The following is a 24,078-nucleotide window of genomic DNA, read 5'->3' as shown; positions in this document are numbered from 1 at the left end:
CATTCAGGTACGGGCCAGGTGCTTACTCGCCTCCCGCACGCTCAGGGGACTGAGCCGGTCACGGTGCTCGGCAAGGAACGCCTGCACCCAGGCGGCGTCGGTCTTGGCGTACTCACGCAGGGCCCAGCCCACCGCTTTACGGACGAAGAACTCCCCGCCGTACCGCGACCCGGTCAGGTTCGCCTCCAGGCAGTGCGCAAGCAGGTCGGTGCTGGTGGCGGCCTTGGCGCGCAACTGTGCCAGGATCGCCGACCTACGCACCCACATGTCGTCGTCGTCCGCCCAGTCCCGCAGTACCGGGGCCACCACATGCGGTTCGCGCTGCAGCATCTCCCCGAGCAGGTGAGAGGCGATCTCGTCGACGTGATCCCACCAGGCTCCGGTGCCGATCATGTGCCGCAGCAGCGGCAGCATCGCCGTGGTGCGAAAGGCCCGGTAGCGGGGCTGTCGGGCCAGGGCGGTGGCCGCGTAGCGCTCCTCCCTGTGGGTAGCCCCGTCCCACAGCGCTCGCACGGTGGCCTCCCACTGCGCGGCGGTGGTGATCGGGTGCGCGCCGGCGAGGTCACGCACGATCCGGCGTACCTGAGCCATCGCCACCCCGTGGAACGGCAGCGCCGACTTCATGTACCGCTGCGCAGCGGCGGCCCGCGCGGGGTTCCCGGCGCGGGCCAGCTGCGCCCGTACTGCCGCAACCAGGTCGGTGCGGGCCGGCAGCGGCTCGGTCATCGAAGACCCTGCCCTCGCTGCGCCGTGGGGTGCCGGGTGGCCGGAGGCCGGCCGCGACCCGGTCCGAGAACATGGCGGATCCTGCGTGCCCAGCGCTGCCAGGGGGGCGCGATGGCCCAGTTCACCGAGAGGGTCCGGAAGGCGCGGGCAAAGCGGCGCCGCATCTGTGCCCGGCCGCGCAACGCCCGGGCCGAGACCCCCATCACCAGGGACCGGTCCAAGCGGATCGTCCGCTCCGGACCGAGGGCGAAGGCGAGGTCGAGATCGTCGTGCACCTCGGCGTCGTCGTCATGGATGCGGTCCCGGACCTGCCGCCAGGTACTGCTGTGCAGCGCCATGTTCGAGCCCCATAGCGGGCGGTGCCCCAGAGCCGCGTGGCACAACAGGTAATAGGCGCCCAGATAGAGCCCGGCCACCACCCGGCCGCTCCGGGGCAGTTCGTAGAACCGGCCCACTCCGGTGACCGCGTCCCAGCGCGTACCGGACATCAGTGTGCTCACCTGCTCCACCCACCTGGGCCCGGGGACGGAATCGGCGTCCAGTCGGGCCAGGATCTCCCCGCGGGCCGCGTCGTACCCGGCGCTGGCAGCCTGCGGAATGCCGACGCGCCGCTCGGTCACCACCCGGGCCCCGTAATGCCTGGCGACCTCGGCGGTTCGGTCCTCGGATGCGTTGTCGACCACCACGACCTCCAGCGGTGGCACGCTCTGCCGGTTCAGCGCCCGCAGGCACCGGGCCAGGGCGGGTGCGTCGTTACGAGCGGGTATCACCACGCTGACGGTTCGGAGCCGGTTCATCTCTCGTCCTCCGTTCGGCGCCGGGCCAGGGCGATCCCGGCGAGAGCCGAGCCCAGGAGCGCCGCGGCCAGATCGCCCACGGTGTCTCCCGGCTCGATCTGCACCCGTTGGTCGACGTAGACGTGCCCGAACCATTCCGCGATCTCCCAGACCACCGCCAGGACGGCGCCCACTCCGGTGGTGGTGATCACCAGACCCCACCGTCCCCGCCGGTGCTGCTTCGAGGACGTCATCCGGGCACGGTGCAGCGCCAGCCCCGCGGCGCCGGCGAGCAGCCCGTTGAGGACCAGGTGCACGAGGATGTCCAACCACCAGATCCGTTCGTACAGGTGCAGCACGCTCGCCCACGCGGCCCCCTGCGCCGCCAGTGCCGCGGCTACCTGCAGCGGCGCGGGCAACTGCAGCACGCGCATCGCCGTCATGCCGCCCAGCACCAGCGCGAACACCGCCACACCGACCCAGTCATAGCGGGTGGCGACGAGCAGGCCGGCCACGCCGAGCACCGCGACCAGGTGAACCGCGGCCCGGCGGTGGGACCGCCCGGGACCCCCAACAGCCGCACGCCCGTCGGCTTGCGGCTCGCGGGGTCCCCGGCCGGGGTTCGTAACGCGGTTCGTGACGCAGTTCGTTGGATGGGCACCTCAACCACCCCATCCGATCCAGATCAGCAACTGGGTGAGCAGGAACCCGGTCACCAGGTTCAGGCCCAGGAATCGTCGCCACCCGGCATTGGCGGTCTCGCACTGGCCGTCGGGCAGCGACCGGAACGGCGCGATGCTCACCAGGTAGGGCAGCGCGAGCAGGCCGGCCAGCATCGCGGGCCAGCCGGCGCCAAGCAGCAACAACCCGCTGACGGCGTACAACACCATGGCCAGCCGTACCGTGCGCGCGGCACCCAGCCAGGTGGCGATCGAGGCGATCCCGGCCTGCCGGTCGGCGGTGACGTCCTGCACCGCCCCGAAGGCCTGGGAGGCCACGCCCCAGACGAAGAACGCCGCAAGCGCGATCAGGGCGGTCCTGCTCGGGTCACCCCCGGCGAGCACCAGGCCGAAAACCGCTGGGGAGACGAAGTGGGTGCTGGAGGTCATCGAGTCCAGCACCGGTCGTTCCTTGGAGCGCATCGGTGGCGCCGAGTAAGCCACCACCGCGAACACGCTCACCGCCAGCACCGCGGCGGAGGCGAGGGTGCCCATCAGCAGCAGCGCGATCAGGAACGGTACGTTCGTGACCAGTGCGGCACCGATGGTCAGGCGATGCCACCGGCGGTCCAACACCACCCCCTCGACGCCGCCCTTGCGGGGGTTGCGCAGATCCGACTCGTAGTCGAACACGTCGTTGATGCCGTACATGGCCAGGTTGTACGGGATCAGGAAGTACAGCGCGCCCACCACGAACGCCACATCGACCCCACCGCCGGCCAGCAGGTACGCGGCTCCGAAGGGGTAGGCGGTGTTGATCCAACTCAGCGGGCGGGAGGAACCGAGGAGCTGGGCCAGGGCGCCGGGTCTGCTGGCCACGGTCACGACTCCTCCTCCTGCTGCGCCGGGTTCGTCGGTCGCGCGGCCCGGCGGCGAGGTCCGAGCAGGGACCACACCGCCGGGAGCAGCAGTGCGGCGACGACCGCCCACGCCAGGTCCTCCACCGGCGCGAGCAGCACATAGACACCGATCAGGTGGGCCTCGTCGTAGCGGAACAGGTCCGCATAGATCATCAGCGAGTCGAACACGATGGTCAAGGCGATCAGGGTTACCGCCGTCAGCGCCGTCGCGGCCCACCACCGACCACCGCGACGCCGCCCGGCCACGAGTGCCGTGAGCGCGGACAACAGCACCACCGCCATCGCCAGAACGGGATAGGTCACGGCTGCTCCTGCCGCCGGAGCACCAGGGAGATCAAGCCGTGCACCACGAGCGCGAGGTAGCACAGGAACACGATGAAGAAGAGTTCCTCCAGTGGCAGCTCGGGGGCCAGCAGGATGCCGGTCATCGCCGGGCTGTCACCCTTGTGGTAGAACCCGGCGGCAATCGCCACCACATCCCAGATCAGGAAGACACCAGCGCCGATAGCGATAGTGAGCAGTCCGCGGCGAGCATCAGCCCAGAACACCAGTCGGAAGCGGTGGTCCAGGAGCGCCATGCAGCCGATCACCCCGAGCAGGGCGGCAAGGTAGGCCAGCGCGATCATCGCACCGCCCCGCGAGCCGGCATCTCACCGGCGATCCGCTCGGCCACGGTCTCGGCGCTGATGAGGCACATCGGCAGACCGATCCCGGGGATGGTGCCGGCGCCCGCCAGGTAGAGCCCACGCACCCGGGTCGAGGCGTTCGAGGCCCGGAAGAACGCACTCTGGCCCAGGGTATGCGCCGGCCCGAGCATGCTCCCTCGCCACGCGTTCAGATCCTCGGCGAAGTCCCCCGGCCCCACGGTGCGCCGCACCACGATGCGCTCGGCCAGGTCGGCGATGCCAGCGTGGTCGGCGAGCATGGCGATCGCCTCGTCGGCGATCCGCTCCACCGGGGCGTCGCCCTGTCCGTCCAGGCCGCCGCGGCCGATGCCCGGGTCGGCCGGCACCGGGACCAGGATGAAGATGTTCTCACCATCGGGCGGTGCCACCGAGGGGTCGGTACGGGAGGGGGTGCACACGTAGGCCGACGCCGGGCTGGGCACCCGGCCGGCACGGATGTCGCGGAAGTTCCGCGCCCAGTCCGCGGTGAACAGCAGCGTGTGGTGGGTCAGTTGCGGCAGCCGGCCGCGCACCCCGAGGTAGACCAGCACGCCACCGGGGCCGGGATCATGACTGCGCCACCACCGCTCCGAGTGGTCGCGCAGGTGCGCCGGGAGCAGGCCGTGCTCGACGTGGTGCAGGTCGGTGGCGGCCACCACCACGTCCGCACGATGGTGCCGGGTGCGGCCCTCGCGGTCCCGGTAGGTCACCCCGGTCGCACGTGCGCGGTGGCGGCGACCGGGCAGTACCTCGGTGGTGATGGCGGTGACGGTGGCTCCGGTGTGCACCCGGGCGCCCCGCTCGTGCGCCAGTTCGGCGATCGCCCGGATGAGTTCGGTGAACCCACCCTGGGGATAACGCACCCCTCCGGTCAGGTCCAGGGCGCTCATCAGGTGGTACATGCTCGGCGTCCGGTCCGGGGAGGAACCCAGGAACACCGCCGGGTAACCCAGGATCTGGCGCAGCCGCCGATCCTGGAACCTGCTGGCGATGAGGCTCTGCAGGGACCGCAGCAGCAGTGGCGCGAGCCGGTGCGCCTGCTTCAGCACCGCACCTTTGAGCAGGTCGGTCCGGGACGTGAAACTGGTGTAGAGGAAGTGCGCCAATGCCATCTCGTAGGTGTGTTGGGCCGAGCGCAGATAGCCGCGCAACCGGGTGCCGGCACCGGCCTCGATCTCCTCGAACGTCGCCACGTTCCGGTCCACATCAGCGACGATGTCGACCTGCTGCTCATGCCCCTCGAAGAACACCCGGTAGGCCGGGTCCAAGGTCACCACATCCAGGCGCGAACCCACCGAGGCACCCATCCGGGAGAAGAAGCGCTCGAACACCTCCGGCATCAGGAGCCAGGACGGACCGGTGTCGAACCGGAACCCGTCGGCCTGCCAACTACCGGCCCGGCCACCCACCTGATCCTGTTGTTCCAGCAGGTCCACCCGGAACCCGTCCCGCGCCAGCAGGGCCGCGGTGGCCAGGCCGGCGATACCCCCACCGACGACGACGGCGCTGCGGCCGCGCGCATCCGGCGTGGGTGGGGCGGGGGTCTGCGGAGCATCGGTCATCGCCGCCCTCCACTGAGCACGGCGCGGGCTACCAGGCGCGCCTTGACCGTATCGGGGACGCGCACCCGGACGCTGCGCAACCGCTCGGCCGGGGTGCTGCGCAGACGCCCGGACAACTCGGCGAACAGGGAGTGGGCGGCCCGCACCGCCCGCCTGGCCCCGGCGGGCAGCTGACGCAGGGCCACCTCCGCCGCGCGCAGGTCGGCATCGATCTCATCGAGCAACGCATCCCGGTGGCTGTCGTCGAAGGCGGCCGGGTCCAGGCCGGGGAAGTAGGTGCGGCCCAGGCCGGTGTGGTCCTGGGCCAGATCCCGCAGGAAGTTCACCTTCTGGAACGCCGCACCGAGGCGGATGGCCCCGGGCGACAGCCGTGCGTAGGCTGCCTCGTCCCCGGCGGTGAACACCCGTAGGCACATCAGCCCCACCACCTCGGCCGATCCGTGCACATACTCGGCGAAACTGGTCTCATCGTGCTCGCTGGTGGTCAGGTCGGTGCGCATGGAGGCGAAGAACGGGGTGATCAGTTCGGGTCCGATTCCGAACTCCCGTACCGTGCGGGCGAACGCGTGCACCACCAGGTTCGCGCTCCGGGAACCGCCGCACGCGCGCCGGGTCTCGGCCTCCAGTGCGTCCAGGAGCTCGCGGCGAGCAGGACCGGGCCACTCGGGATCGGGGTCATCGACGATCTCGTCGGCGAGCCGCACCAGGGCGTAGATATTTCGCACATGCTCACGGTCAGGCTGGGGCAGCATCCGGCAGGCCCACCCGAAGGAGGTGGAATAGGACTGGATCAGCACCGCAGCACTGCGACTGGCCACCACGTCGTAGGTGCCGGTAGCGGCGGCGCGCGGACGGGACCGAGCCATCACTCGGCTCGTTCGGTGACCAGGCGCACCCAACCCTGCAGCAACGGGGCGAAGGGCAGTTCGGCCACCCGCGCACAGGCCTCGGCCGCCAGGCTCCGCGCCAACTCCTCCACGTAGGCCCGCGATCCGGACTGTTCCAGCAGGGCGCGCACCTCGGCGGCGGAGTCAGGGGACCCTGACCCCAGGTAGGGCCGGATCCTCGGCCAGAAGGCCGTGGTGCGGGCATGGGCGATCAGGGGAGTGCACTTGCCCCCGCGCAGGTCCGTCAGGACGCTCTTGCCGATGGTGGCCTCGTCCCCGAACATGCCATCGAGGTCATCGTGCAGTTGGTACGTCACCCCGAGGAGGCGCCCGAACTCCACCAGGGTCGCTTCATACCCTTCGACCCCGGCGAGGACGGATGCCAACTGCAGGGGCAACTCGAAGGAGTACACCGCCGTCTTCTGATACTCCATGTCGACCGCGTCGGCGATCTCGGCATCGGCGTCCATGCTCAACCGCACGTCGGTCAGTTCACCGGCGGCACTCAGGTGCAGGGCGCGGTCGAGCAGGTCCAGCATCCGTGCCACGGTCTGCTGGGAGGCACCGCAGAGCGCAAGCACCCGGACCGCCCCGGTGAGCGCGAGATCGCCGGCGAGGATGGCGGCGGTCTCGCCGTAATGGGTCGCCCGGTCATGGTCATGCCCACGCTCCCGGGAGTCGTCGGCGAAGATCCCCGCCACGTTCGGCCGACCGCGCCGCACGGTGTCCCCGTCGATGACGTCGTCGTGGATCACCAGGGCGGTATGCAGCAACTCCAGGGCAGCGCCGACCTCGGCCGCGGCCTGTTCATCGTCACCGCCCAGGGCCAGATAGACACTGTGGAACAGGGCCGGTCGTAATTCTTTGCCGCCGGAGGCCACCTCGGCCAGCGCGGACCACAACTGCTGGTGATCCGGCCCGGCGGCACGTTGCAGCCCGGCATCGAAGAACCGGGCCAGAGCGATCTTGGTCGCCGTCCCCGCGGCCGTCGCGGTCGCGACGACGTCGTCCTCGGCGCAGTCGGTCTGCGCGCCGGCGCCGGCAGTGCGGACATCGGCGCCAGGCGCACTCGCAGGGCCGGACCCGGCTCCGGTTTGGGCGTCCACGTCGGTGGCCGGCATCCAGGCGGTCATGTCGGTACCCGTTCCGCCCGCAGCCTCAGGCCGAGAGCACTCAGGGCCACCACGGCGGCAGCCACACCGGCCACCACCGCCACGCCCATGGAATAGGGCTCGTCCGTGCGGGCAACTGCGATCCAGGCCAGCCCCCAGGTCAGCGTCGCCGCCACCGCGAGCCGGCCCCTGCCGACCACGGCGAGAGTCACCCCGATCGCGGCCACAACCACCAGAACCGCCACGGCCCACACCTCGGGGTAGCCGCCCCCGGTGAATCCGGCACCGGCGAGCGCGGCCGCGACGTTGGCGCAGGTGGCCACACTCACCCAGCCCAGGTAGAGACCCACGGTTCCGTCGGCCACCGCGGCCTCAGCCGTGCTCCTCGGGCGGGTGCCGAGCAGGGTGGCGAAGGTGCGGGCGAGCACCACCAGCAGGACCGCGATCACCCCAACGCTGACCCAGATCAAGTCTGCCTGGACGGACAGGATCCAGGCCGCGTTCAGCAGCAACGACAATGCCACCCACCAGCCGATCCCACGCGGATCGCGCCGGTCCCACCACTGCCACAGCGTGTAGGCACCCAGCGCGACGTAGATCAACGTCCACACCGAGAAGGCCGGCGAGGCCGGCGCCAGATGGGTGGCGTCAGTGGACAGCAGTCCGCCGGCAGCCTCGGAGATCGGTGTGCCACCGAAGACGCCGACCCCGATCATCGACCCCACCAGGCAGATCACGTAACTGACGGTGACGCCGATCCGGCGCACCAGGTGAGGCGAAGATCCGTGGGCGGTCTGACTCATCGGCTACTCCCCTGCAGGGCCGGCTTCCTCTCCGAGCGCTCCCGTGTCTCATCGCGGGGAATCCGGGATCCCCACGGCCACCAGGTGGCGCGACCGACGTCATACACAATGCCTGAAACCAGCAGGCTGCGCACGATGAACGTATCGATCAGGACGCCGACCGCGACGATGAAGGCCAACTGGACCAGGAACAGCAACGGGATCACCACCAGGGCGCTGAAGGTGGCTGCGAGGACCACACCGGCGGAGGTAATCACCCCGCCGGTCATCGTCAGGCCGCGGCGGACCCCGGCCCTGGTGCCGTGGGTCAGGGACTCCTCCCGCACCCGGGTCATCAGGAAGATCGAGTAGTCGATGCTCAGGGCGACCAGGAAGATGAATCCGTACAGGGGCACCGACGCATCGGCCCCGGGGAAGTCGAAGACGTGGTTGAAGAAGATCGCGGCGAGACCCATCGTGGCGGCAAACGAGAGCACGTTCGCGGCCAGGATCAGTAGCGGTGCCACGATCGAACGCAGCAACATCACCAGCATCACGAAGATCACCGCCAGCACCAGCGGCACGATGGTGCGGATGTCCTGCGACGCGGTCTCCTGGGTGTCCAGCCGTTCCGCGGCCGCCCCGCCCACCAGTGCGTTTTCGTCGACCTGCTGCACCTCGGTGCGCACCTGGCCGGCCACCTTCGTGGCTTCCTGGCTCTCCGCGGTGGCGGTCGTGGACGCCTCGATCCGGACCAGGCCGTCCACCACCACCGCCTCGCCGTGGTCATCGGTGAGGAGGTCGGCTGCACCGATGCCTTCGACCGTGCGCACCTGCTCCAGCACTTCCTCGGCGTCGTCCTGATCGACGAGGACGAGAATGGGATCGACCTGACCGGCGTCGAAGTGCTCGGCCAGCACCTGCTCGCCGGTGACGGACTCGACGTCCTCGAGGAACACATCCGCCTCCCCGGTGCCCTCGGCCTGCAACGTGGGCAGGAACGCGGCGAGACCGAGCAGCACCACGGCGGTGCCGGCCCAGATCACGCGCGGGCGGCGGGACACCAGTGCCGCCACCCGGCCCCACAGCCCTGCACCACTGTCCACGGCGGCCAGGGAGTCGGGGGCGAACGCGGGGGTCCTCGGCCAGAAGATGCCACGGGAGCGGCGCCCACCGATCAGCAGGATGGCCGGCAGCAGGGTCAGCGCGCCGAGCATGGCCGCGGCGATCCCGATCGCGCCGACCGGGCCGAGGCTGGCGTTGGAACTCAGGTCGGACAGCAGCAGACACAACAACCCGGCGATCACGGTGCCTCCGCTGGCCACGATCGGTGGCACCGAGGCCTTCCACGCGATGCGCATCGCCGCTGCCGGCTCGGCATTGCGGGTCAGTTCCTCCCGGTAGCGGGCCACCACCAGCAGTGCGTAGTCGGTGGCCGCCCCGATCACCAGGATCGCCAGAATGCCCTGACTCTGCCCGTTCAGCACCAGCAGGCCGGACTCGGCCAGTGGCTTGACCGCCAGCGCCGACCCGGCGAGAGCGAACACCGAGGTGATCAGCACGGCGAAGGGAAGGATCGGGGAGCGGTAGACCAGCACCAGGATGATGAACACCACCACGAGGGCCACCACCAGCAACACGCCGTCGATCCCGGCGAAGGCACCCACAAGGTCCACCACGAAACCCGCTGGGCCGGTCACCCAGGCCTGCAGGCCTTCGTCCGGCAGGGTCTCGGCTGCCATGGTGCGCAATTCCTGCACCACGACCTCACTGACCCGGTCCCCGGAGTCGGAGAACAGTTCGTCGGCCTCGTCCTCGGCGATCGGGACCGGCAACAGCAGCGCCTCACCGTCCTCGGCCGGCACCACGACGACCTGTCCATCCACGTAGTCACCAAGGGCCGCCCCGCCGGGCAGTTCCCGCTCCGGGATCGCCTCCGCCAGTTCCTGGGCGGCGGCCGTCTGCGCCCCGGTGATCTCGCCGCCGTCGTCCGGGATCGCTACGAGCAGCGCCGGGAGGGTCTCGTTGTCGATGAACTCGGTAGCGAGTTCGCCGGCGCGGGTCGACTCCGCGGACTCCGGCAGGAAGGAGGCCTGGTCGTTCTCCTGGACCTGGGACAGGTTGCCCTGGGCTATGCCGCCAAAGGCGCCGATGGCGAGCCAGGCGCCGAGGACGACGACGAGAGTGAGTGCGCGCAGCACCGCTGAGCGGGTACTTTTACCCCGATGCCGGGCACTCCCCGGGCGATTACTAAGCATGCTTAGTAATATCCTTCCTGGACAGGTACCGTGCAAGTCATGGCGACACGTCCTTTTCGTGACGTCGCCCACATCACCAGCCCACCACGACGCCGGCGGGCCGGGACCAGCCAGGATCGAGACGTGAGGCGAGTGAGCGGCACAGAGGTGATCGGAACGTGAGCGGTCAGGAGTCGGTACCGACAGGCGCGTCGGAGCACACCGCGGCCTACCCCTCCCCCGATTCGTGGCCCACCGGGCGGTTGCTGTCCGCTGCGGCCCGCAGGGTCGAGCGCCGGTGGGATGAGTACCTCGCGCACTGGCACCTCACGCACGCCTCGGTCCCGGTGCTGGCCGTGCTGGTGCGCGGACCGCTGTCCCAGCGTGAGATCGCCGCCCAGATGCACGTCACCGAACAAACCCTGGGCCGCGTGCTGCCGGGGTTGGAACGCCACGGCTATCTCACCCGGGAACCACACCGGACGGATCGGCGGCGACGCCTGGTCACCTTGACGCAGAAAGGCCGGGAGTCGCTGGAAGCCCTGCAGGACGCTCAGGCGGTGGAGAGCCTGATCGGGGAGAGCCTGGACCCGGCCGAAATCGCGAAACTGCGTGAGTTGCTGATGAAGATGCTGACCGATCTGCCCCTGCCCGAGCAGCGTGACCGGGCCTGATCCGGCGTCGCCGAACCCTCAACTCCACGTATCGTCCAGGCATGACGACAAACCAGTTCGACACCCCCGCCACCACCACGCCGTTCGAGCGCGCGATGGATACCTCGGTGCGACCGCAGGACGACCTGTACGGCTTCATCAACGGCACCTATGTCCGCGAGCACGAGATCCCCGCCGACCGCGCCCGCGACGGTGCCTTCATGGTGCTGCGCGACCTGTCCGAGGCGCGCGTGCGCGAGATCGTCACCGCGGCGGCAGACACGCAGGCCGGCGAGGCGACCGACGAGGACACCGCCTCCGGTGCGGCCGCCCGGTTCGGCGGGCTGTACTCCTCGTTCATGAGCACCGAACGGATCGAGGCGCTCGGAACCGCCCCGCTGCGGGCAGACCTGGAACTGTTCACCGCCGCCACCGATTCCGAGGCACTGGCGGCAGCGATGGGCGCACTCAAGGCCACCGGCATCACCGGGGCGATCCGGCTGGGCATCGACACCGACCTCAACAACCCGGACCGCTACATCGTCATGCTGTCGCAGGCCGGCCTGGGACTGCCCGATGAGTCCTACTACCGCGAGGACACCCACGCACCGGTGCGCAGCGCCTACGTCGCGCACGTGGCCACCATGCTGGAGTTGTCCGGGCTGGTCACCGCCGAGGAGGCCGCCGGTGCCGCCCAGCGCGTGATGGACGTGGAGACACGGCTGGCCGCCGGGCACTGGGATCGGGTCAAGACGCGGGAAGCCCATCTACTGAACAACCCGCGCACCTGGGACCAGATCGTCGAGTCCGCCCCCGGCTTCCCGTGGGAGACATGGCGGACCGCCCTGGGCTTTCCCGAGGATGCCCTTGCCGAGACCATCGTCGGGATGCCGTCCTACCTCACCCACCTGGGCACGGTGTGGGAGGAGACCGATGTCAGTTCCCTGCGGCTGTGGCTGCTGTGGCACGTCGTCTCCAGCCGGGCTCCCTACCTGCCTGCCGCCTTCGTGGAGGAGAACTTCGACTTCTACGGTCGTACCCTCACCGGCGCCGAGGAGCTCCGCGAACGCTGGAAGCGGGGCGTGGCACTGGTCGAGGGCGCTATGGGTGAGGCCGTGGGCAAGGTGTACGTCGAGCGTCACTTCCCGCCCGCGCACAAGGCTGCGATGCAGGAACTGGTCGCGAACCTGATCGAGGCCTACCGACGGTCCATCGCCGAGTTGGACTGGATGAGCGAGGAGACCAAAGCGCGGGCCCTGGAGAAACTGGACGGGTTCACCCCGAAGATCGGCTACCCGGACTCCTGGCGCGACTACGACCGGCTGGAGATCGACCCGACCGACCTGCTCGGCAACGTGCGGCGCGCGCAGCGGTTCGAAACCGATCGCAACACGGCGAAGCTCGGCAAGCCGGTCGACCGCGACGAGTGGTTCATGCCGCCGCAGATGGTCAACGCGTACTACCACCCGACCAGGAACGAGATCGTCTTCCCGGCCGCGATCCTGCAGCCACCGTTCTTCGATCCCGAGGCCGACGTCGCCTGGAACTACGGCGGCATCGGCGCGGTGATCGGCCATGAGATCGGGCACGGATTCGACGACCAGGGCAGCAAGTTCGACGGCACCGGCCGGCTGCGGAACTGGTGGACGGAGCAGGACCGCACCGAGTTCGACAAGCGCACCCGGGCCCTCATCTCCCAGTACGACGAGTTCTCCCCGGCGCAGCTGGACGGCGCCCACCACGTGAACGGGGCCCTGACGGTCGGGGAGAACATCGGTGACCTGGGCGGATTGTCGATCGCGATCAAGGCCTATGAGATTGCGTTGCGCAAGGCGGGCCGCTCCGGTCTCGACGACGCACCGGTGATCAACGGGCTGACCGGGCTGCAGCGGGTGTTCTACTCCTGGGGCCGGATCTGGCAGCAGAAGGCCCGCGATGCCGAAGTCATCCGGCTGCTGTCGATCGACCCGCACTCCCCCAACGAGTTCCGCTGCAACGGCGTGGTACGCAACCTGGACACCTTCGCCCGGGCCTTCGACGTCCAACCCGGGGACGCCCTCTACCTGCCACCCGAGGAGCGGGTGCGGATCTGGTGACCTCCAGCGGTCCGCCAAGTGGCGGGGCCCCTCCTGCGTTGTTATGAAAGGAAGCCCCGCACACAACTAGGAGGACGAGATGAGCACCATCGAAGAGTCCATCGAGGTCGACGTACCGGTCTCTGTCGCGTACAACCAGTGGACCCAGTTCGAGGACTTCCCCCACTTCATGGATGGGGTCGACTCGATCACCCAGATCACCGACACCAAGAACCACTGGGTCGTCACCGTGGGTGGGACCACACGGGAGTTCGACACCGAGATCACCGAGCAGCACCCGGACGAGCGGATCGCCTGGCGCACGGTGGACAGTGAGCCCTACCACGCCGGCGTCGTCACGTTCCACAAACTGAGCGACACCTCCACCCGGGTGATGATCCAGCTCGAGTGGAAGCCGCAGGATGCCAAGGAGAAGGCCGGCGCTGCTGTCGGGGCCGACGACCGTCAGGTCAAGGCCGACGCGAAGCGGTTCAAGGAGTTCATCGAGAAGCGCGGCACCGCCACCGGTAGCTGGCGCGGCGACGTGGACTGACCGGGCACAGCGAGCGAACACCCCGCCCGCGGGCTCACTCGCCGAAGACCCGCACCTGCTCCGCGGGCAGTTTCGCCCACCAGTTCCGGTAGCGGCCGTAGACCACCGGATCGCGCTCGGCGACGAAGTCCGCGAGCGCACCCGCCTCCTGTTCGATGCCGGCCCAGTCCGCCTCGGACAGGGGGCGGAAGGTGGTGACCTCCACGGCACCGTCCACGGCGCGCCAGACCCCTGCCACCTGCCCGTCCACCAGCACAGCCGGCAGCGTGTCGCCGTTGCGGCGGATCACATGCCCGCGGTACTCGGGCGGGATGATGCGTGAGCGGTCGGCGTAGGCCAGCAGCACCGAGTCCCACATCGGCAGCAGTCGTGGCGGGGCGGGCGTGTCCTCCTCGGGCAGTGGCGCGCCCTCCACGTCCAGCAACTCCACCCCGTCCGGGCCCTGGCGCCCGATGAGTTCATCCCTCATCGTCTCGACCACCCGCCGCGCCCGTGTCACCTGGATCAGCGCGTACCGGGCCACGTCATGCACCCGCGCCGGACCGAAGGACTGCAGGTAGCGGCGCACCAGGTGCTGGGCGGCCTCATCCGGATCGGCCGACGACGACGGATGCGGGCTGGCCACGTAGGCCGGCCTGGCACCGAACGACCACGGCCCTCCGGTAGGGGCGTGCACGATCGGGGCGTAGTGGCGTAGCGCCCACCACAGTTGCGGGTGGGCGAGGTCGGCGGTCACCTGCGCCCCGGTGCGGGGCTCGGCGAGCAACTCGCCCAGGCGACCGGCGACATCGTCGGCCATCTGCGGGGTGAGCCCCTCGCCGGTGAACCGTGCATCGCCCAGCCGCGCCCCGCGCAAGGTCGGTTGCATCGCGCGGTGCAGCAACGGGTAGTCCTCGGCGTGCACCGCGTGCAGCGTAATGCGCATCAACGTGGCCTTGACGATGCGGTGCGAGCTGAAGGCGACGTCGAGATCCGCGGGGTCGAAGTCAGCCAACCGGTTCCACAGGGCGAGGTAGGGCGAGGGGGCCGATTGCGATTGGATCGCGGTGATGGCGCGGACTCCCTCGGCCACGTCCAGGGGCGCCCGGCGCAGCAGCAACTGGCGGGCCAGGGTCGCCCGGTTCAGCGTCCGGGCGGTCAGGTGCTTGTCCGGGCGCGCGTGCTCCATACGGGTACGGTAGCGCCGACCACCCACACCCGGGCTGAGCAACGGTGGCGACCCGCGCACCTGCGCTCGCCCGAGCCTCATGGCTTCTGTTGCGGTGACAACGGGCACTGTTAGCGTCGAGAAGTATGCGCTGCGCACTCATGGCCACGGGAGCGGCACTGCTGCTCGCCGGGTGCGCTGCGGGGGATCCGGACACGCCTGCGGATCCGGCCACCACTGCGGAGCCGCAGACCACTGAGGAGCACGCCGACGAGGACCCGGCCGCCGACGAGGACCCGTCCGACGGCGAGGAGTCACCGGGGGCGGAGGATGCCCGCGACGACGAGGCAGCGGTGGCGGAGTTCGAGGCCGTGGAGCACGAGCAGTTCGAGAACCCGTGGGCGCTGGAGTTCCTGCCGGGCACCGACCTGCTGCTCATCACCGAGCGCACCGGCGCCGTGCAGATACGGGATCAGGCCTCCGGAGAGGTCAGGCCGGTCAGCGGCGTGCCCGAGGTTGTCCCCGCAGGGCAAGGCGGCATGCACGACGTCATCGCCGGCCCGGACTTCGAGCAGGACCAGACCATCTACCTCAGTTGGGTGCGGGCCGCCGACGGCGGCAGCCAGGGGGTGGTCGGACGGGCACACCTGGACGCGGACCGCGCCGCCCTTGAGGATCTCGAGGTGATCTGGGAACAGGATCCGGCGTCCGGCAACGGCCACTTCGCGCTGCGGATGGTCGTCCTCGACGACTCGCTCTACATCACCTCCGGGGACCGGCAGGAGTTACAACCGGCCCAGGACATGGGCACCAACCTCGGCACCATCGTGCGCCTGACGTTGGAGGGTGATCCTGCCCCCGGCAACCCCTTCGCCGACGACGGCGGCATCGCGGCGCAGTTCTGGACCACCGGCCACCGCAACCCGCTGGGCATCGACGTGGACGCTCAGGGCAACCTCTGGTCCTCGGAGATGGGGCCGGCAGGCGGCGATGAGCTGAACCTGATCCGCGAGGGGGCCAACTATGGCTGGCCGGAGGTGTCGATGGGTGAGCACTACGACGGCACCGCGATCCCCGATCACGCCGAGGGGGACGGTTTCGAGGCACCGAAGGCCTACTGGGTGCCGGCGATCTCGCCCGGGAACCTGATGATCTACACCGGTGACCTGTTCACCGGGTGGGCCGACAGCGCGCTGCTGGGCGGCCTCTCGGGGGAGAACCTGGTGCGTGTGGAGTTGGACCGCGAGAACGCCGAGCAGGTCGATGAGTGGCAGATGGGCGATCGGATCCGCGCCCTGGCCGAGGCTCCCGATGGCGCGATCTGGCTCGCCACCGACGGTGGCGCGCTGATGGAGTTGCGCCCGGACTAGAGCCGCGGGGAACGCACGAGCGCACCGCCCCGCTCTCTCCGGCTGCCGGCCTCGGTGAGTCGGCTGGCTCCGGTCAGTCGACGAGGCGGGCGACCTCGCCGGTAGCACGGAGGAACGCGTGCGGATCGGGCTCACCCTGCACGGGCGAGAGGATGACCGCGTCGGCACCGGCGTCGGCGAAGCGTCGCACAGCCGCCGCCACGTCGTCGGGCTCGCCCCACACGCCCCGGTTGTCGTCGGTGCCGGCCTCGCCCAGCGCGGCGGCAACCCGCTCCCGGGCGCCGTCGCCGAAGGCGGTGTCGACGTAGGCCACCACCACCGCATCGCCGTCACGTCCGGCGGCGGTGCGCCCGTCGGCAATCAGGCGGGCCCGCTCACCCACCTCGGCGACGGAGAGTCCGGAGACGAGGACCGCACCGTCGGCGACCTCCCCGGTCAGTGCCAGCGTCTTGGGTCCCACGCCTGCGGCGTAGACGGGTGGTGCGGCCTCCAACGGCCACTCGAGCCGCACCTTGTCGAGGGTGACGTAGCGGCCGGCCACGGTCACCTCCTCCCCCGCCAGCAACGACCGCAACACCGTGATGTACTCGCGCATGAGCGTCAGTGGGGAGGCCGCGTGCGCGCCGGCCTGTTTCATCCACGGCAGCACACCGTGGCCCAGGCCGGGGTAGAACCGGCCGGGAAAGGTCCGCTCGATGGTTGCGATCTCCATCGCGGTCACCGCCACGTTGCGCAGCGGGATCGGTGCGATCCCCAGGCCGATCCGCAGGCGCTCGGTCCACGCCAGGGCGGCGGCGACCGAGGCGTAGGCCGACTCACGGAAGCAGTCCTCCCAGAGCCAGAGCTCGGGAACGCCGGCGGCTTCGGCTACCTCGACCGCCCCTCGCAGTGCCTCGGGTGGATTGTGGTGCGGGTTGAATATCGCGCCGACCCGAGTCATCGCACACCCCTCTGCGGGCGCGCCGGCGCGCGCTGGTCGATCTCGGCGTCGGAGGGCTGGGGATTCGTCGAACCGGTCATGATTCGAGTCTCCCACGGGCGCGCCGGGTCCCGAGCGCTCTTTGCCACGCCCTGTATGCACCCGCCCACAGGCCACCACCGCCATTACCTGCACGCAGCCACCGCTACCTATAATCACTCAACAGTGCAATGTGACATGAATCGGAGTAGACTGTTGACTCGAACGTCTGTATCAACTAGTGTGCGTTCATGGCAGTGCACCCGCTCCCGCACATCTCCCCGACCCAGGAGGTGCACGCCGCGCTGGATGGGTTGTCGCGGCTGGACCCCGGCGGGCTCAGCGCTGCCGGGCAGAGCCAGTTGCTGGTGGACCTGAAGCGGATCGAGTCGCGGGTGCGGGCCTACACACTCAAAGTCCTCAACGCGGCGGAGAAGGCCAACACCGCGCGCAAGTCCGGGCATGCCGATACCGCCTCCTGGGCGGCCAAGCACACCAACGACGACGGCCGGGACACCAGCCGCCAGACCAAACTCGCCACCCGCCTGAGCCAGCGCGGCCCCACCCAACGAGCACTCGATGCCGGGGACATCTCCCCCGACCACGCCGAGATCATCGTGGGCGCAGGCGAAAAGCTCCCCAACGGGCTGACCATCACCGAGGCGGCCCGGGTCGAAGAAGACCTGGTCGCCAAGGCCAAGCAGATGCCGCCCTCGGTGCTGCGCCAGCGAGCCCGACGACAGTTGGAAGCCCTGAAGAAGGACCGGGAGAGCATCGACACCCACGAAGAAGGCCAAATCGCCGATGAAGAGCAGCAAGCCCGCGCCCACACCCGCTTGACCATCCGGGACAACCACGACGGCACCGTCACCGGACACTTCACCCTGCCGGTCTTCCACGGCCACCTGCTACGCAAGATCATCCACACCATGACCGCACCACGGCGCACCAACCACGGCACCACCAACGGTACCGGCGGCCCCGTTGGTGCCGGCGGCGGTGGCGCTGGTGGTGCCGGCGGTGGTGGCAGCCACGACGCAAGTGGGCAGGGGCAGGCGCTGTTCGGCACGGACACCACCGGCCCCCACCGCACCGATACCGGCGCGACCGGCCTCGGCGCTCAGGGCAGCAGCACCCACGGCAGCGGCGCGCAGGATCTGTCCGGGCTTCCCGACCCCGCCCGGGTCGCCCAGGCCCGGCGCACCGACTGGGCCAACGCCCACGGCCTGGCCCTGGCAGAACTCATCGAACACCTACCCACCGACCACCTCAGCCCCAAAACCGCAGCCACCATCATCATCACCCTCGACGAACAAGTCCTCCGCGGACGCATCGCAGCCGCCGGACTGGACACCGGGGAGAAGATCTCCGCCGCCCACGCCCGCCAACTCGCCTGCAACTCCGGCCTAGTACCCCTCGTCCTCGGCGGTCAATCCCAACCACTGGACCTCGGGCGCGGCAACCGGCTCTTCACCGAAACCCAACGCACCGCCCTGACGGTTCGACACACCACCTGCGCGGCCGATGGATGCGCCCGGCCCTACTCCTGGTGCGAGTTGCACCACGCCACCCCCTGGGAGAACGGCGGACCCACCGACCTCGACAACGCCGTCCCCCTATGCCACCGCCACCATCGAATGGCGCACGACCATAAGTACCATCAGCGCCGAACATCCACCGGGACATACACCTTCACCATGCGCCACTAGCGGCATCCCCGCGCCCAGTGGCAGATCATGTTCAACTCACCAGGGCTAGCCGGGCGCGGGTGTGGTCTCGCTCGGCGCCGTCGGGACAGGCGTCGATCGCCTCAAGGTAGGCCTGACGAGCGGCCTCGGCCTGTCCGCCGCGGTGCAGCAACTCGGCGCGCACGAGCGCCACACGATGGTGCCCGGGCAGTTCGTCGGCGGCGGCGCGCAGAATAGCAAGTCCGGCCATCGCCCCCGCTGCCTCGCCCACGGCGACAGCACGGTTGAGCCGCACGATCGGTGATCCGGCGAGCGCCTCCAGACGGGTGTAGGCGCGCACGATTCCCGCCCAGTCGGTGTCAGCAGCGCGGGTGGCCGTCGCGTGGAAGGCCGCGATCAGGGCCTGCAAGCGCAACTCTTCCGCGAGGCCATCGGTCGGGGACAGGGCGGTGAGCCGGTCCAAGCCCGCCGCGATCTCGGCACCGCGCCACCGGGACCGGTCCTGATCAGCCAGGCGCACCAGAGCACCCTCCGGACTGACCCGCGCATCGCGGCGGGCGTGCTGGAACCGCAGAAGCGCGACCAGGGCTTCCAGCACCGGACGGCCGGGCATCAGGTCAGTAGCCAAACCGGCGAGCCGTACCGCCTCCCCTGCCTGCTGCGCACGGACAACGTCGTGGCCTCCTCCGGGCGCATATCCGGCGGTGAACGCCAGGTAGATCGCCCGGGCCACGTCATCAAGCCGGTCCGGCCAGGCGTTTCGGTCGGGGATCGAGAACGGGATTCCGCTTCCGGCCAGGCGCTTCTTCGCGCGGGTCAGCCGTGCCGCCATCGTGGCTGCCGGCACCAGGAACAACCGTGCGATGTCGGCAGTGGGCACACCAAGGACGAACCGGAGCGCGAGCGCCGGACGGACCTCCTCGGCCAGTGCTGGGTGGGTAGCCATGAACAGCAGCGGCAGGCGCTCATCGCCGCCCGAAGCGACTCCGGCCGGCGACGTAACCCCGCCCGGAGCGGCCGCATCCTCCGGGCCGGCTGCACGTCGTCGTCCGCTATCAGGTGGGCTTTGCTCCGGAGGGTGCGCTCATGCCGCAAGGCATCGAGCACCCGGCGATGGGCGGCGGTGCGGAGCCGCCCGGGCGGGTTGTGCGGCACGCCGGTTGTGGGCCACTGGGCGGCGGCCTGGGCGAAGGCCTCTGCGAGCGCGTCCTCGACGAGGTCGGCGCGATTGAATCGCGCCATCAGGTGGCCCAGCAGCAGGCCCCAATGGCTGTGCCAGAGTTCGTCGAGGACGCGCTGCGGCACGGGTCAGTACGGGTCCACGACCGGTGAGATCTGGATGTCATACGGTGGGAGGTGGCCGAGCAGTTCCACCAGGACGTCCAGGTCCGGTGCCTCGATCAGGTAGAACCCGCCCAAGCCCTCCAGGGCCTCGGCATAGGGGCCCTCGGTGAGCGTGACGGCACCGGCTCGGGTGCGCATCACCGTGGCGTCGGACTGGCCGTCGGAGAGGGCCTCCCCGGCGAGGATTTCCACGCCCTGGCGAGCGCCGCACGCCTCGTCGAACTCGCCGAACCTGCCCATCAACGCGCCTTGCTCCTCCGGGCTCAAGGTGTCCCACGCGGGCACGTCACCGTCGCCGATCAGCATCACGAGGTACTTCATCATTGTTCCTTTCGATGGTGGCGGCGATGGTGCCGTCACCATCATGTCGCGCGAGGACAGCAGAAATCGACAGTCCGGCAAAGATTCGCGGCCGCCCCCGCGGGGCAGTTCCGGCGTCTGTATCCCCCGCCGCTGTAGCACGTGCACCGGGACCCGGGACGCACACGAGGTCGCGTGCGAGCCGGGTGGGGACCGGCGGAGGCGGGCGGCTCAGCGCTCCGCAGCCACCAATTCCCGTACCGCCGGGGCAACCTCGTGAGCGAACGTCTCGGTGGTGGCCGAATCATCTGAAGCCAGGAAGTACCCGGTAATGCCGTGGCTCAGGGTCATCTCGGCCAGTTCCTTGGCCCACTGATCCGGCGGACCCTGCAGGAATCCGCCCGACTGGGTGGCGAACCTGCCCCCGATGTTCAAGAACCTCCGGACCGCTGCCGGTTCGCGCCCGGCTGCGGCGGCGCCGTCGTCGATGTTCTCGTTCATCCGGACCAGATCATCGGTGCCGTTCTTGAGGTATTGCCACGAGGGGATCCATCCGTCGGCCACCCGGCCGGTCATCCGCAGGATCCGTGGGCCGTACGCCCCGATCCAGATGCCCACGTCATGGGCGGGGGCGGGGCCACGCTTGGCGCCATCGACCTGGTAGTGCTTGCCCTCGACCACGAAACGCCCGCGTTCGGAGGTGTTCCAGATGCCGCGGATGATCTCGATGGCCTCCTCCAGGGCCTCGATGGACTCCCCTGGGCTTCGTCGTGGGCCGCCCATGGCCTCGATCGCGTCCCAGAACCCGCCGGCACCCAGACCCAGTTCGATCCGGCCACCGGAGAGTTGGTCCAGGGTCGCGATTGCCCGGGCCAGGACCGCCGGCGGACGCAGCGGCAGGTTCGTCACGTTCGCCGTCAGCCGCACCCGTTCGGTCTTGGCCGCCGCGTAGGCGAGCAGCGTGGAGGTGTCGTGGAATCGACCCTGGTAGGGGTGGTCCTGGAAACTCACCAGGTCCAACCCCGCGCGGTCGGCCACGATCGCTTGCTCCACCGGATGCTGGGGCGGTGAGTTCGTGGGAGTGACGAAGGTGCCGAAGAGTAGGTCGTGGCCGTAATCAGTCATGAGCGCCTCCTGGTCGATGGGGGTGATTGGTGGGGGTTGCGTGAGCGGGTGGGACCGCGTGAGCGGGTGGGACCGCGTCAGCGGGTGGGACCGCGTGAGCGGGTGGGACCGCGTCAGCGGGTGGGACCGCGTGAGCGGGTGGGATCGCGAAGTTGTCTCGGAACACTTGGTGGGGATCCAGTTCCGCCTTCAACCGACGCAGCCTGGCCAGCCCCTGGTCCCCGAACGCGTCCACCAGTCGCTGCGGGCTCCGGTCGGTTTCGAAACTGAGGTACAACCCCGACAGGTGCTCGCGCAGGTCCTCCCAGTGCCTATCCACCCGTTGGGCGTTGCTGCCCATCACGGTCAGATGCATCACGGCGTCCCGGTGTACGAACGCCGTGGCCTCAGCGGGCACGTCCCCGATCGCACCACCCATGGTGCGCAACTGGAACCAGCCGATCGTGCCGGAGTCCAGCAACCGTGCGGCAGCCTTGGTGAACTCAGGAGTGACCTGGTTCAGCAGCCCGGACCTGGACACCGGTTCGCCGCGGCCCTGGTGGGGCGCCTCGGGGAACATGTTCATCACCGCGGCATAGGGGGCGATGACGACCTGCTGCTGGATCATGGTGGGGATCTGGGCGAAGGGTTGCAGGTGTTCGATCACCACATCGGGGTCGTCGGAGTCGACCATCGCCATCACCTGCGCGGTGGCGCTGCCGCCCCGGGGCGGGCCCATGAGGAGGAACGCGGTGGTCTGCCGTGGGGCGCTGGTGGCCGCGTCGGCGAAAGCCTGCAGGAACTGCGCCACGTCACCCGCGGCAAAGCCCAACTGGGCCCAGCCGACCTGATCGACCGGCGAGGCGGTGATCTCCACCGAGGTGACGATGCCGAGATTGGCCCCGGCACCGCGCACGGCCCAGAACACCTCGGGGTTCTCCTCCTCGCTCGCCCGGAGGCGGGTGCCGTCGGCCACGGTCAGATCCGCCGCGCGTAGGTTGTCGATCGTCAGGCCGTGGTGGCGGGAGAGGAAACCCAGGCCGCCGGCGGTGACCAGCCCGCCCACGCCCACGCCGCCGTAGTCACCGGAACCGATCGACCAGCCATAGGGTTGCAGCGCGCTGGCCACATCCCGCCACCGGGCGCCAGGTCCCAGGCGCACCAGTCTGCTGGCCTCATCGACCACCTCGACCGAGTTCATCCGTCCCACATCGAGCACCAGGCCGCCGTTGTTCGTGGACCGCCCCGAGATGCCGTGCCCGCCGCTGCGGAGACCCAGTTCCAGGTGCGGGTTGCGCCGGGCGTAGGCCACGGCGTCGCTCACCTGCTCGATGGTCTCCGGGCGCAGGATCAGGCCCGGGCTGCCGCCGCGCATGTAGTTCGACTTCAGCCGTCCGTAGGCGGCATCGCCCGGTTCGACGGCGGTGTGCACCAGTGACTCTGGCACGCCCTCGTAGTCGATGCCCGGGTGTCGCTTGGCGCGCACGCTGGCGCGTCGGATCCTGCGGGAGCCCAGGTCCGGCAAAACGTCGGCGACGGCTGTGCGCACTCGCGGCACGGTGTCGGTGGCGAAGCGTTCCAACCCATCGCTATCGGTTGCCACGGCAGCGGACGACGGCGCGCCACCCGCCCGGAGCAGCAAGCCGCTCACCCCGTGGTCGACGATGAGGCGCACCAACTCACCTGCGGCAGGCTGCCCGGTCGACGCGGAGAACACCACCAGCCGGCGGATCTCACGCGGGTCCCGGTCGTGGTTTCCGGCCGCCTCATCGATGATGGTGTTCAGATGCGCCAGCCCGGCCGGCCCGCCGGCGGCGTCGAGGTCGAGCAGGATCCCATCGCCGATGGCGCCGGCGAGCCGAGCGGCCCGCTCATCGGATCCGGTCAGCCATAACGGCACCTCCCGAGCCAGCGCGGGACCGGGCTGTGCGTCGGAGATGCGGTGGTGACGGCCGGGGTAGGTTGCCGCATCGGTGCTGGTGTCCGCCATCACGCGCAGAACCGCGATCGCGTCGGTCAGCGGTGCGTCCGCGGGTGCCGCGAAGGTGGCTGTGGCGTCAGCGGTTCTTGCGTCAGCGGGCGCGGCGTCCGTGGTTGATGGGTCCGCAGCCGCGTCGTCAGCAACGTCGAGCGCCAGCGCCACCCGATCGCCGGCGAGCAGGCTCAAACTACCGGCTGCGCGGGCCAGCACCGACGGAGGGCGGTGCGTGAACGACAGACCGGCGATGGCCAAGGTGATCCGCTCGGTCTGCGCGGCTGCCCAGGCGGCCAGCGTCCATGGGTCCGGGCCCGCCCCAACCGGGGCTGCGTCGTCGCCCGGGGTACCTGCCGGGTTTACTGGGCTCGCGTCGTCGTCCGCCGCGTCGGTCACGCCACCAGCCGCAGGCTCGCCCGAGCCCTCGGCAAGGACTGCCAGATCCAGGCCGGCCAGTTCCGCGCGCACGGCCAGGTCGGCCGCTTCAGACGCACCTGCACCGACACCTGCGTCCAGCAAGACGCCGAACTGCACGGCGTGGCCGTAGTTGGGCATGGTCAATCTCCTCACAGTTGATCCTTGACA

23 protein-coding genes are annotated in these 24,078 nt (G+C 69.9%); 6 read left to right on the top strand and 17 right to left on the bottom strand.

All coding sequences use genetic code 11. The features are described 5' to 3' along the window. Positions 1 to 3: 3 nt before the first annotated feature. The 11 genes from ACO0LU_RS00400 to ACO0LU_RS00350 all read right to left on the bottom strand — a co-directional run bounded on the left by ACO0LU_RS00400 (position 4) and on the right by ACO0LU_RS00350 (position 10,290). The gene (locus ACO0LU_RS00400) at positions 4 to 726 is read right to left on the bottom strand and encodes a DNA alkylation repair protein (protein WP_424789460.1); all 723 of its coding nucleotides are present in this window, start codon (positions 724 to 726) and stop codon (positions 4 to 6) included. Then, a complete protein-coding gene (locus ACO0LU_RS00395; protein ID WP_424789459.1) occupies positions 723 to 1,523 on the bottom strand; it encodes a glycosyltransferase family 2 protein in 801 nt (266 codons plus the stop codon). Before ACO0LU_RS00395 ends, ACO0LU_RS00400 begins: the two co-directional genes overlap by 4 nt. Next, positions 1,520 to 2,017 (bottom strand): hypothetical protein, encoded by a 498-nt coding sequence (locus tag ACO0LU_RS00390; RefSeq protein WP_424789458.1) that lies wholly within the window; start codon positions 2,015 to 2,017, stop codon positions 1,520 to 1,522. The genes ACO0LU_RS00395 and ACO0LU_RS00390 overlap by 4 nt, the downstream gene beginning before the upstream one ends. Before the next feature lie 147 nt (positions 2,018 to 2,164). Next, on the bottom strand, positions 2,165 to 3,046 hold the full coding sequence (locus tag ACO0LU_RS00385; RefSeq protein WP_424789457.1) for a prenyltransferase: 882 nt from the start codon (positions 3,044 to 3,046) through the stop codon (positions 2,165 to 2,167). After that, complete coding sequence (locus tag ACO0LU_RS00380; RefSeq protein WP_424789456.1) at positions 3,043 to 3,384, bottom strand: lycopene cyclase domain-containing protein; 342 nt, start codon at positions 3,382 to 3,384, stop codon at positions 3,043 to 3,045. Before ACO0LU_RS00380 ends, ACO0LU_RS00385 begins: the two co-directional genes overlap by 4 nt. Continuing rightward, a complete protein-coding gene (locus ACO0LU_RS00375) occupies positions 3,381 to 3,707 on the bottom strand; it encodes a lycopene cyclase domain-containing protein (RefSeq protein ID WP_424789455.1) in 327 nt (108 codons plus the stop codon). The genes ACO0LU_RS00380 and ACO0LU_RS00375 overlap by 4 nt, the downstream gene beginning before the upstream one ends. Continuing rightward, entirely contained in the window at positions 3,704 to 5,308 is a 1,605-nt protein-coding gene (gene crtI, locus ACO0LU_RS00370) for a phytoene desaturase family protein (protein WP_424789454.1), read from the bottom strand. Before crtI ends, ACO0LU_RS00375 begins: the two co-directional genes overlap by 4 nt. Then, positions 5,305 to 6,174: a phytoene/squalene synthase family protein gene (locus tag ACO0LU_RS00365; RefSeq protein WP_424789453.1), complete on the bottom strand. Its 870-nt coding sequence runs from the start codon at positions 6,172 to 6,174 to the stop codon at positions 5,305 to 5,307. The genes crtI and ACO0LU_RS00365 overlap by 4 nt, the downstream gene beginning before the upstream one ends. Continuing rightward, the gene (locus ACO0LU_RS00360) at positions 6,174 to 7,328 is read right to left on the bottom strand and encodes a polyprenyl synthetase family protein (protein WP_424789452.1); all 1,155 of its coding nucleotides are present in this window, start codon (positions 7,326 to 7,328) and stop codon (positions 6,174 to 6,176) included. Before ACO0LU_RS00360 ends, ACO0LU_RS00365 begins: the two co-directional genes overlap by 1 nt. After that, positions 7,325 to 8,110, bottom strand: a complete 786-nt coding sequence (locus tag ACO0LU_RS00355; RefSeq protein ID WP_424789451.1) for a TspO/MBR family protein — start codon at positions 8,108 to 8,110, stop codon at positions 7,325 to 7,327. Before ACO0LU_RS00355 ends, ACO0LU_RS00360 begins: the two co-directional genes overlap by 4 nt. Further along, the gene (locus ACO0LU_RS00350) at positions 8,107 to 10,290 is read right to left on the bottom strand and encodes an MMPL family transporter (protein WP_424789450.1); all 2,184 of its coding nucleotides are present in this window, start codon (positions 10,288 to 10,290) and stop codon (positions 8,107 to 8,109) included. The genes ACO0LU_RS00355 and ACO0LU_RS00350 overlap by 4 nt, the downstream gene beginning before the upstream one ends. Before the next feature lie 215 nt (positions 10,291 to 10,505). Between ACO0LU_RS00350 and ACO0LU_RS00345 the strand changes: the two genes are divergently transcribed. The 3 genes from ACO0LU_RS00345 (at position 10,506) to ACO0LU_RS00335 (ending at position 13,607) form a co-directional block, all read left to right on the top strand. Next, positions 10,506 to 11,000, top strand: coding sequence for a MarR family winged helix-turn-helix transcriptional regulator (locus ACO0LU_RS00345; RefSeq protein ID WP_424789449.1), 495 nt, complete (start codon positions 10,506 to 10,508; stop codon positions 10,998 to 11,000). 41 nt (positions 11,001 to 11,041) lie between these two features. Next, entirely contained in the window at positions 11,042 to 13,075 is a 2,034-nt protein-coding gene (locus tag ACO0LU_RS00340; protein ID WP_424789448.1) for a M13 family metallopeptidase, read from the top strand. 79 nt (positions 13,076 to 13,154) lie between these two features. Continuing rightward, positions 13,155 to 13,607 carry an SRPBCC family protein gene (locus tag ACO0LU_RS00335; protein WP_424789447.1) on the top strand — a complete coding sequence of 151 codons (453 nt, stop codon included), beginning with the start codon at positions 13,155 to 13,157 and terminating at the stop codon, positions 13,605 to 13,607. A gap of 34 nt (positions 13,608 to 13,641) precedes the next feature. Here ACO0LU_RS00335 and ACO0LU_RS00330 read toward each other — a convergent pair whose 3' ends face one another. Further along, positions 13,642 to 14,775, bottom strand: coding sequence for a winged helix DNA-binding domain-containing protein (locus ACO0LU_RS00330; protein ID WP_424789446.1), 1,134 nt, complete (start codon positions 14,773 to 14,775; stop codon positions 13,642 to 13,644). A gap of 125 nt (positions 14,776 to 14,900) precedes the next feature. Between ACO0LU_RS00330 and ACO0LU_RS00325 the strand changes: the two genes are divergently transcribed. Next, positions 14,901 to 16,124 (top strand): PQQ-dependent sugar dehydrogenase, encoded by a 1,224-nt coding sequence (locus ACO0LU_RS00325; RefSeq protein ID WP_424789445.1) that lies wholly within the window; start codon positions 14,901 to 14,903, stop codon positions 16,122 to 16,124. Between the two features lie 73 nt (positions 16,125 to 16,197). Here the strand turns inward: ACO0LU_RS00325 and ACO0LU_RS00320 are convergent, their stop codons facing one another. Continuing rightward, positions 16,198 to 17,064, bottom strand: a complete 867-nt coding sequence (locus tag ACO0LU_RS00320; protein WP_424789444.1) for an LLM class flavin-dependent oxidoreductase — start codon at positions 17,062 to 17,064, stop codon at positions 16,198 to 16,200. A 269-nt stretch (positions 17,065 to 17,333) separates the two neighbouring features. Between ACO0LU_RS00320 and ACO0LU_RS00315 the strand changes: the two genes are divergently transcribed. After that, positions 17,334 to 18,791, top strand: a complete 1,458-nt coding sequence (locus tag ACO0LU_RS00315) for an HNH endonuclease signature motif containing protein (RefSeq protein ID WP_424789443.1) — start codon at positions 17,334 to 17,336, stop codon at positions 18,789 to 18,791. 31 nt (positions 18,792 to 18,822) lie between these two features. Here the strand turns inward: ACO0LU_RS00315 and ACO0LU_RS00310 are convergent, their stop codons facing one another. Then, positions 18,823 to 19,716, bottom strand: coding sequence for an RNA polymerase sigma factor (locus ACO0LU_RS00310; RefSeq protein ID WP_424789442.1), 894 nt, complete (start codon positions 19,714 to 19,716; stop codon positions 18,823 to 18,825). 140 nt (positions 19,717 to 19,856) lie between these two features. Here ACO0LU_RS00310 and ACO0LU_RS00305 point away from each other — a divergent pair, with 140 nt between their 5' ends. Further along, positions 19,857 to 20,102 (top strand): hypothetical protein, encoded by a 246-nt coding sequence (locus ACO0LU_RS00305; protein ID WP_424789441.1) that lies wholly within the window; start codon positions 19,857 to 19,859, stop codon positions 20,100 to 20,102. Here ACO0LU_RS00305 and ACO0LU_RS00300 read toward each other — a convergent pair. The 3 genes from ACO0LU_RS00300 to ACO0LU_RS00290 all read right to left on the bottom strand — a co-directional run bounded on the left by ACO0LU_RS00300 (position 20,079) and on the right by ACO0LU_RS00290 (position 24,048). Beyond that, positions 20,079 to 20,435: a YciI family protein gene (locus ACO0LU_RS00300; RefSeq protein ID WP_424789440.1), complete on the bottom strand. Its 357-nt coding sequence runs from the start codon at positions 20,433 to 20,435 to the stop codon at positions 20,079 to 20,081. The two genes, ACO0LU_RS00305 and ACO0LU_RS00300, sit on opposite strands and share 24 nt — an antisense overlap. A 210-nt stretch (positions 20,436 to 20,645) precedes the next feature. After that, positions 20,646 to 21,539 (bottom strand): LLM class flavin-dependent oxidoreductase, encoded by an 894-nt coding sequence (locus tag ACO0LU_RS00295; protein WP_424789439.1) that lies wholly within the window; start codon positions 21,537 to 21,539, stop codon positions 20,646 to 20,648. Beyond that, positions 21,532 to 24,048: an LLM class flavin-dependent oxidoreductase gene (locus ACO0LU_RS00290; RefSeq protein ID WP_424789438.1), complete on the bottom strand. Its 2,517-nt coding sequence runs from the start codon at positions 24,046 to 24,048 to the stop codon at positions 21,532 to 21,534. The genes ACO0LU_RS00295 and ACO0LU_RS00290 overlap by 8 nt, the downstream gene beginning before the upstream one ends. Positions 24,049 to 24,078: the final 30 nt, after the last annotated feature.

This window comes from Pseudactinotalea sp. Z1748 (assembly GCF_049725185.1).
GTDB lineage: Bacteria > Actinomycetota > Actinomycetes > Actinomycetales > Beutenbergiaceae > CALKWS01.
Note: the sequence above shows the minus strand (reverse complement) of the source record. Positions and strands in the feature narration are given on the sequence as shown.

Coding starts and splice junctions, on each gene's coding strand:
- ACO0LU_RS00400 (WP_424789460.1), bottom strand. CDS start 726: ATGACCGAGCCGCTGCCGGCCCGCACCGACCTGGTTGCGGCAGTACGG.
- ACO0LU_RS00395 (WP_424789459.1), bottom strand. CDS start 1,523: ATGAACCGGCTCCGAACCGTCAGCGTGGTGATACCCGCTCGTAACGAC.
- ACO0LU_RS00375 (WP_424789455.1), bottom strand. CDS start 3,707: ATGATCGCGCTGGCCTACCTTGCCGCCCTGCTCGGGGTGATCGGCTGC.
- crtI (WP_424789454.1), bottom strand. CDS start 5,308: ATGACCGATGCTCCGCAGACCCCCGCCCCACCCACGCCGGATGCGCGC.
- ACO0LU_RS00365 (WP_424789453.1), bottom strand. CDS start 6,174: ATGGCTCGGTCCCGTCCGCGCGCCGCCGCTACCGGCACCTACGACGTG.
- ACO0LU_RS00360 (WP_424789452.1), bottom strand. CDS start 7,328: ATGACCGCCTGGATGCCGGCCACCGACGTGGACGCCCAAACCGGAGCC.
- ACO0LU_RS00355 (WP_424789451.1), bottom strand. CDS start 8,110: ATGAGTCAGACCGCCCACGGATCTTCGCCTCACCTGGTGCGCCGGATC.
- ACO0LU_RS00340 (WP_424789448.1), top strand. CDS start 11,042: ATGACGACAAACCAGTTCGACACCCCCGCCACCACCACGCCGTTCGAG.
- ACO0LU_RS00335 (WP_424789447.1), top strand. CDS start 13,155: ATGAGCACCATCGAAGAGTCCATCGAGGTCGACGTACCGGTCTCTGTC.
- ACO0LU_RS00330 (WP_424789446.1), bottom strand. CDS start 14,775: ATGGAGCACGCGCGCCCGGACAAGCACCTGACCGCCCGGACGCTGAAC.
- ACO0LU_RS00325 (WP_424789445.1), top strand. CDS start 14,901: ATGCGCTGCGCACTCATGGCCACGGGAGCGGCACTGCTGCTCGCCGGG.
- ACO0LU_RS00320 (WP_424789444.1), bottom strand. CDS start 17,064: ATGACTCGGGTCGGCGCGATATTCAACCCGCACCACAATCCACCCGAG.
- ACO0LU_RS00315 (WP_424789443.1), top strand. CDS start 17,334: ATGGCAGTGCACCCGCTCCCGCACATCTCCCCGACCCAGGAGGTGCAC.
- ACO0LU_RS00310 (WP_424789442.1), bottom strand. CDS start 19,716: ATGGCTACCCACCCAGCACTGGCCGAGGAGGTCCGTCCGGCGCTCGCG.
- ACO0LU_RS00305 (WP_424789441.1), top strand. CDS start 19,857: ATGCCGCAAGGCATCGAGCACCCGGCGATGGGCGGCGGTGCGGAGCCG.
- ACO0LU_RS00300 (WP_424789440.1), bottom strand. CDS start 20,435: ATGAAGTACCTCGTGATGCTGATCGGCGACGGTGACGTGCCCGCGTGG.
- ACO0LU_RS00295 (WP_424789439.1), bottom strand. CDS start 21,539: ATGACTGATTACGGCCACGACCTACTCTTCGGCACCTTCGTCACTCCC.
- ACO0LU_RS00290 (WP_424789438.1), bottom strand. CDS start 24,048: ATGCCCAACTACGGCCACGCCGTGCAGTTCGGCGTCTTGCTGGACGCA.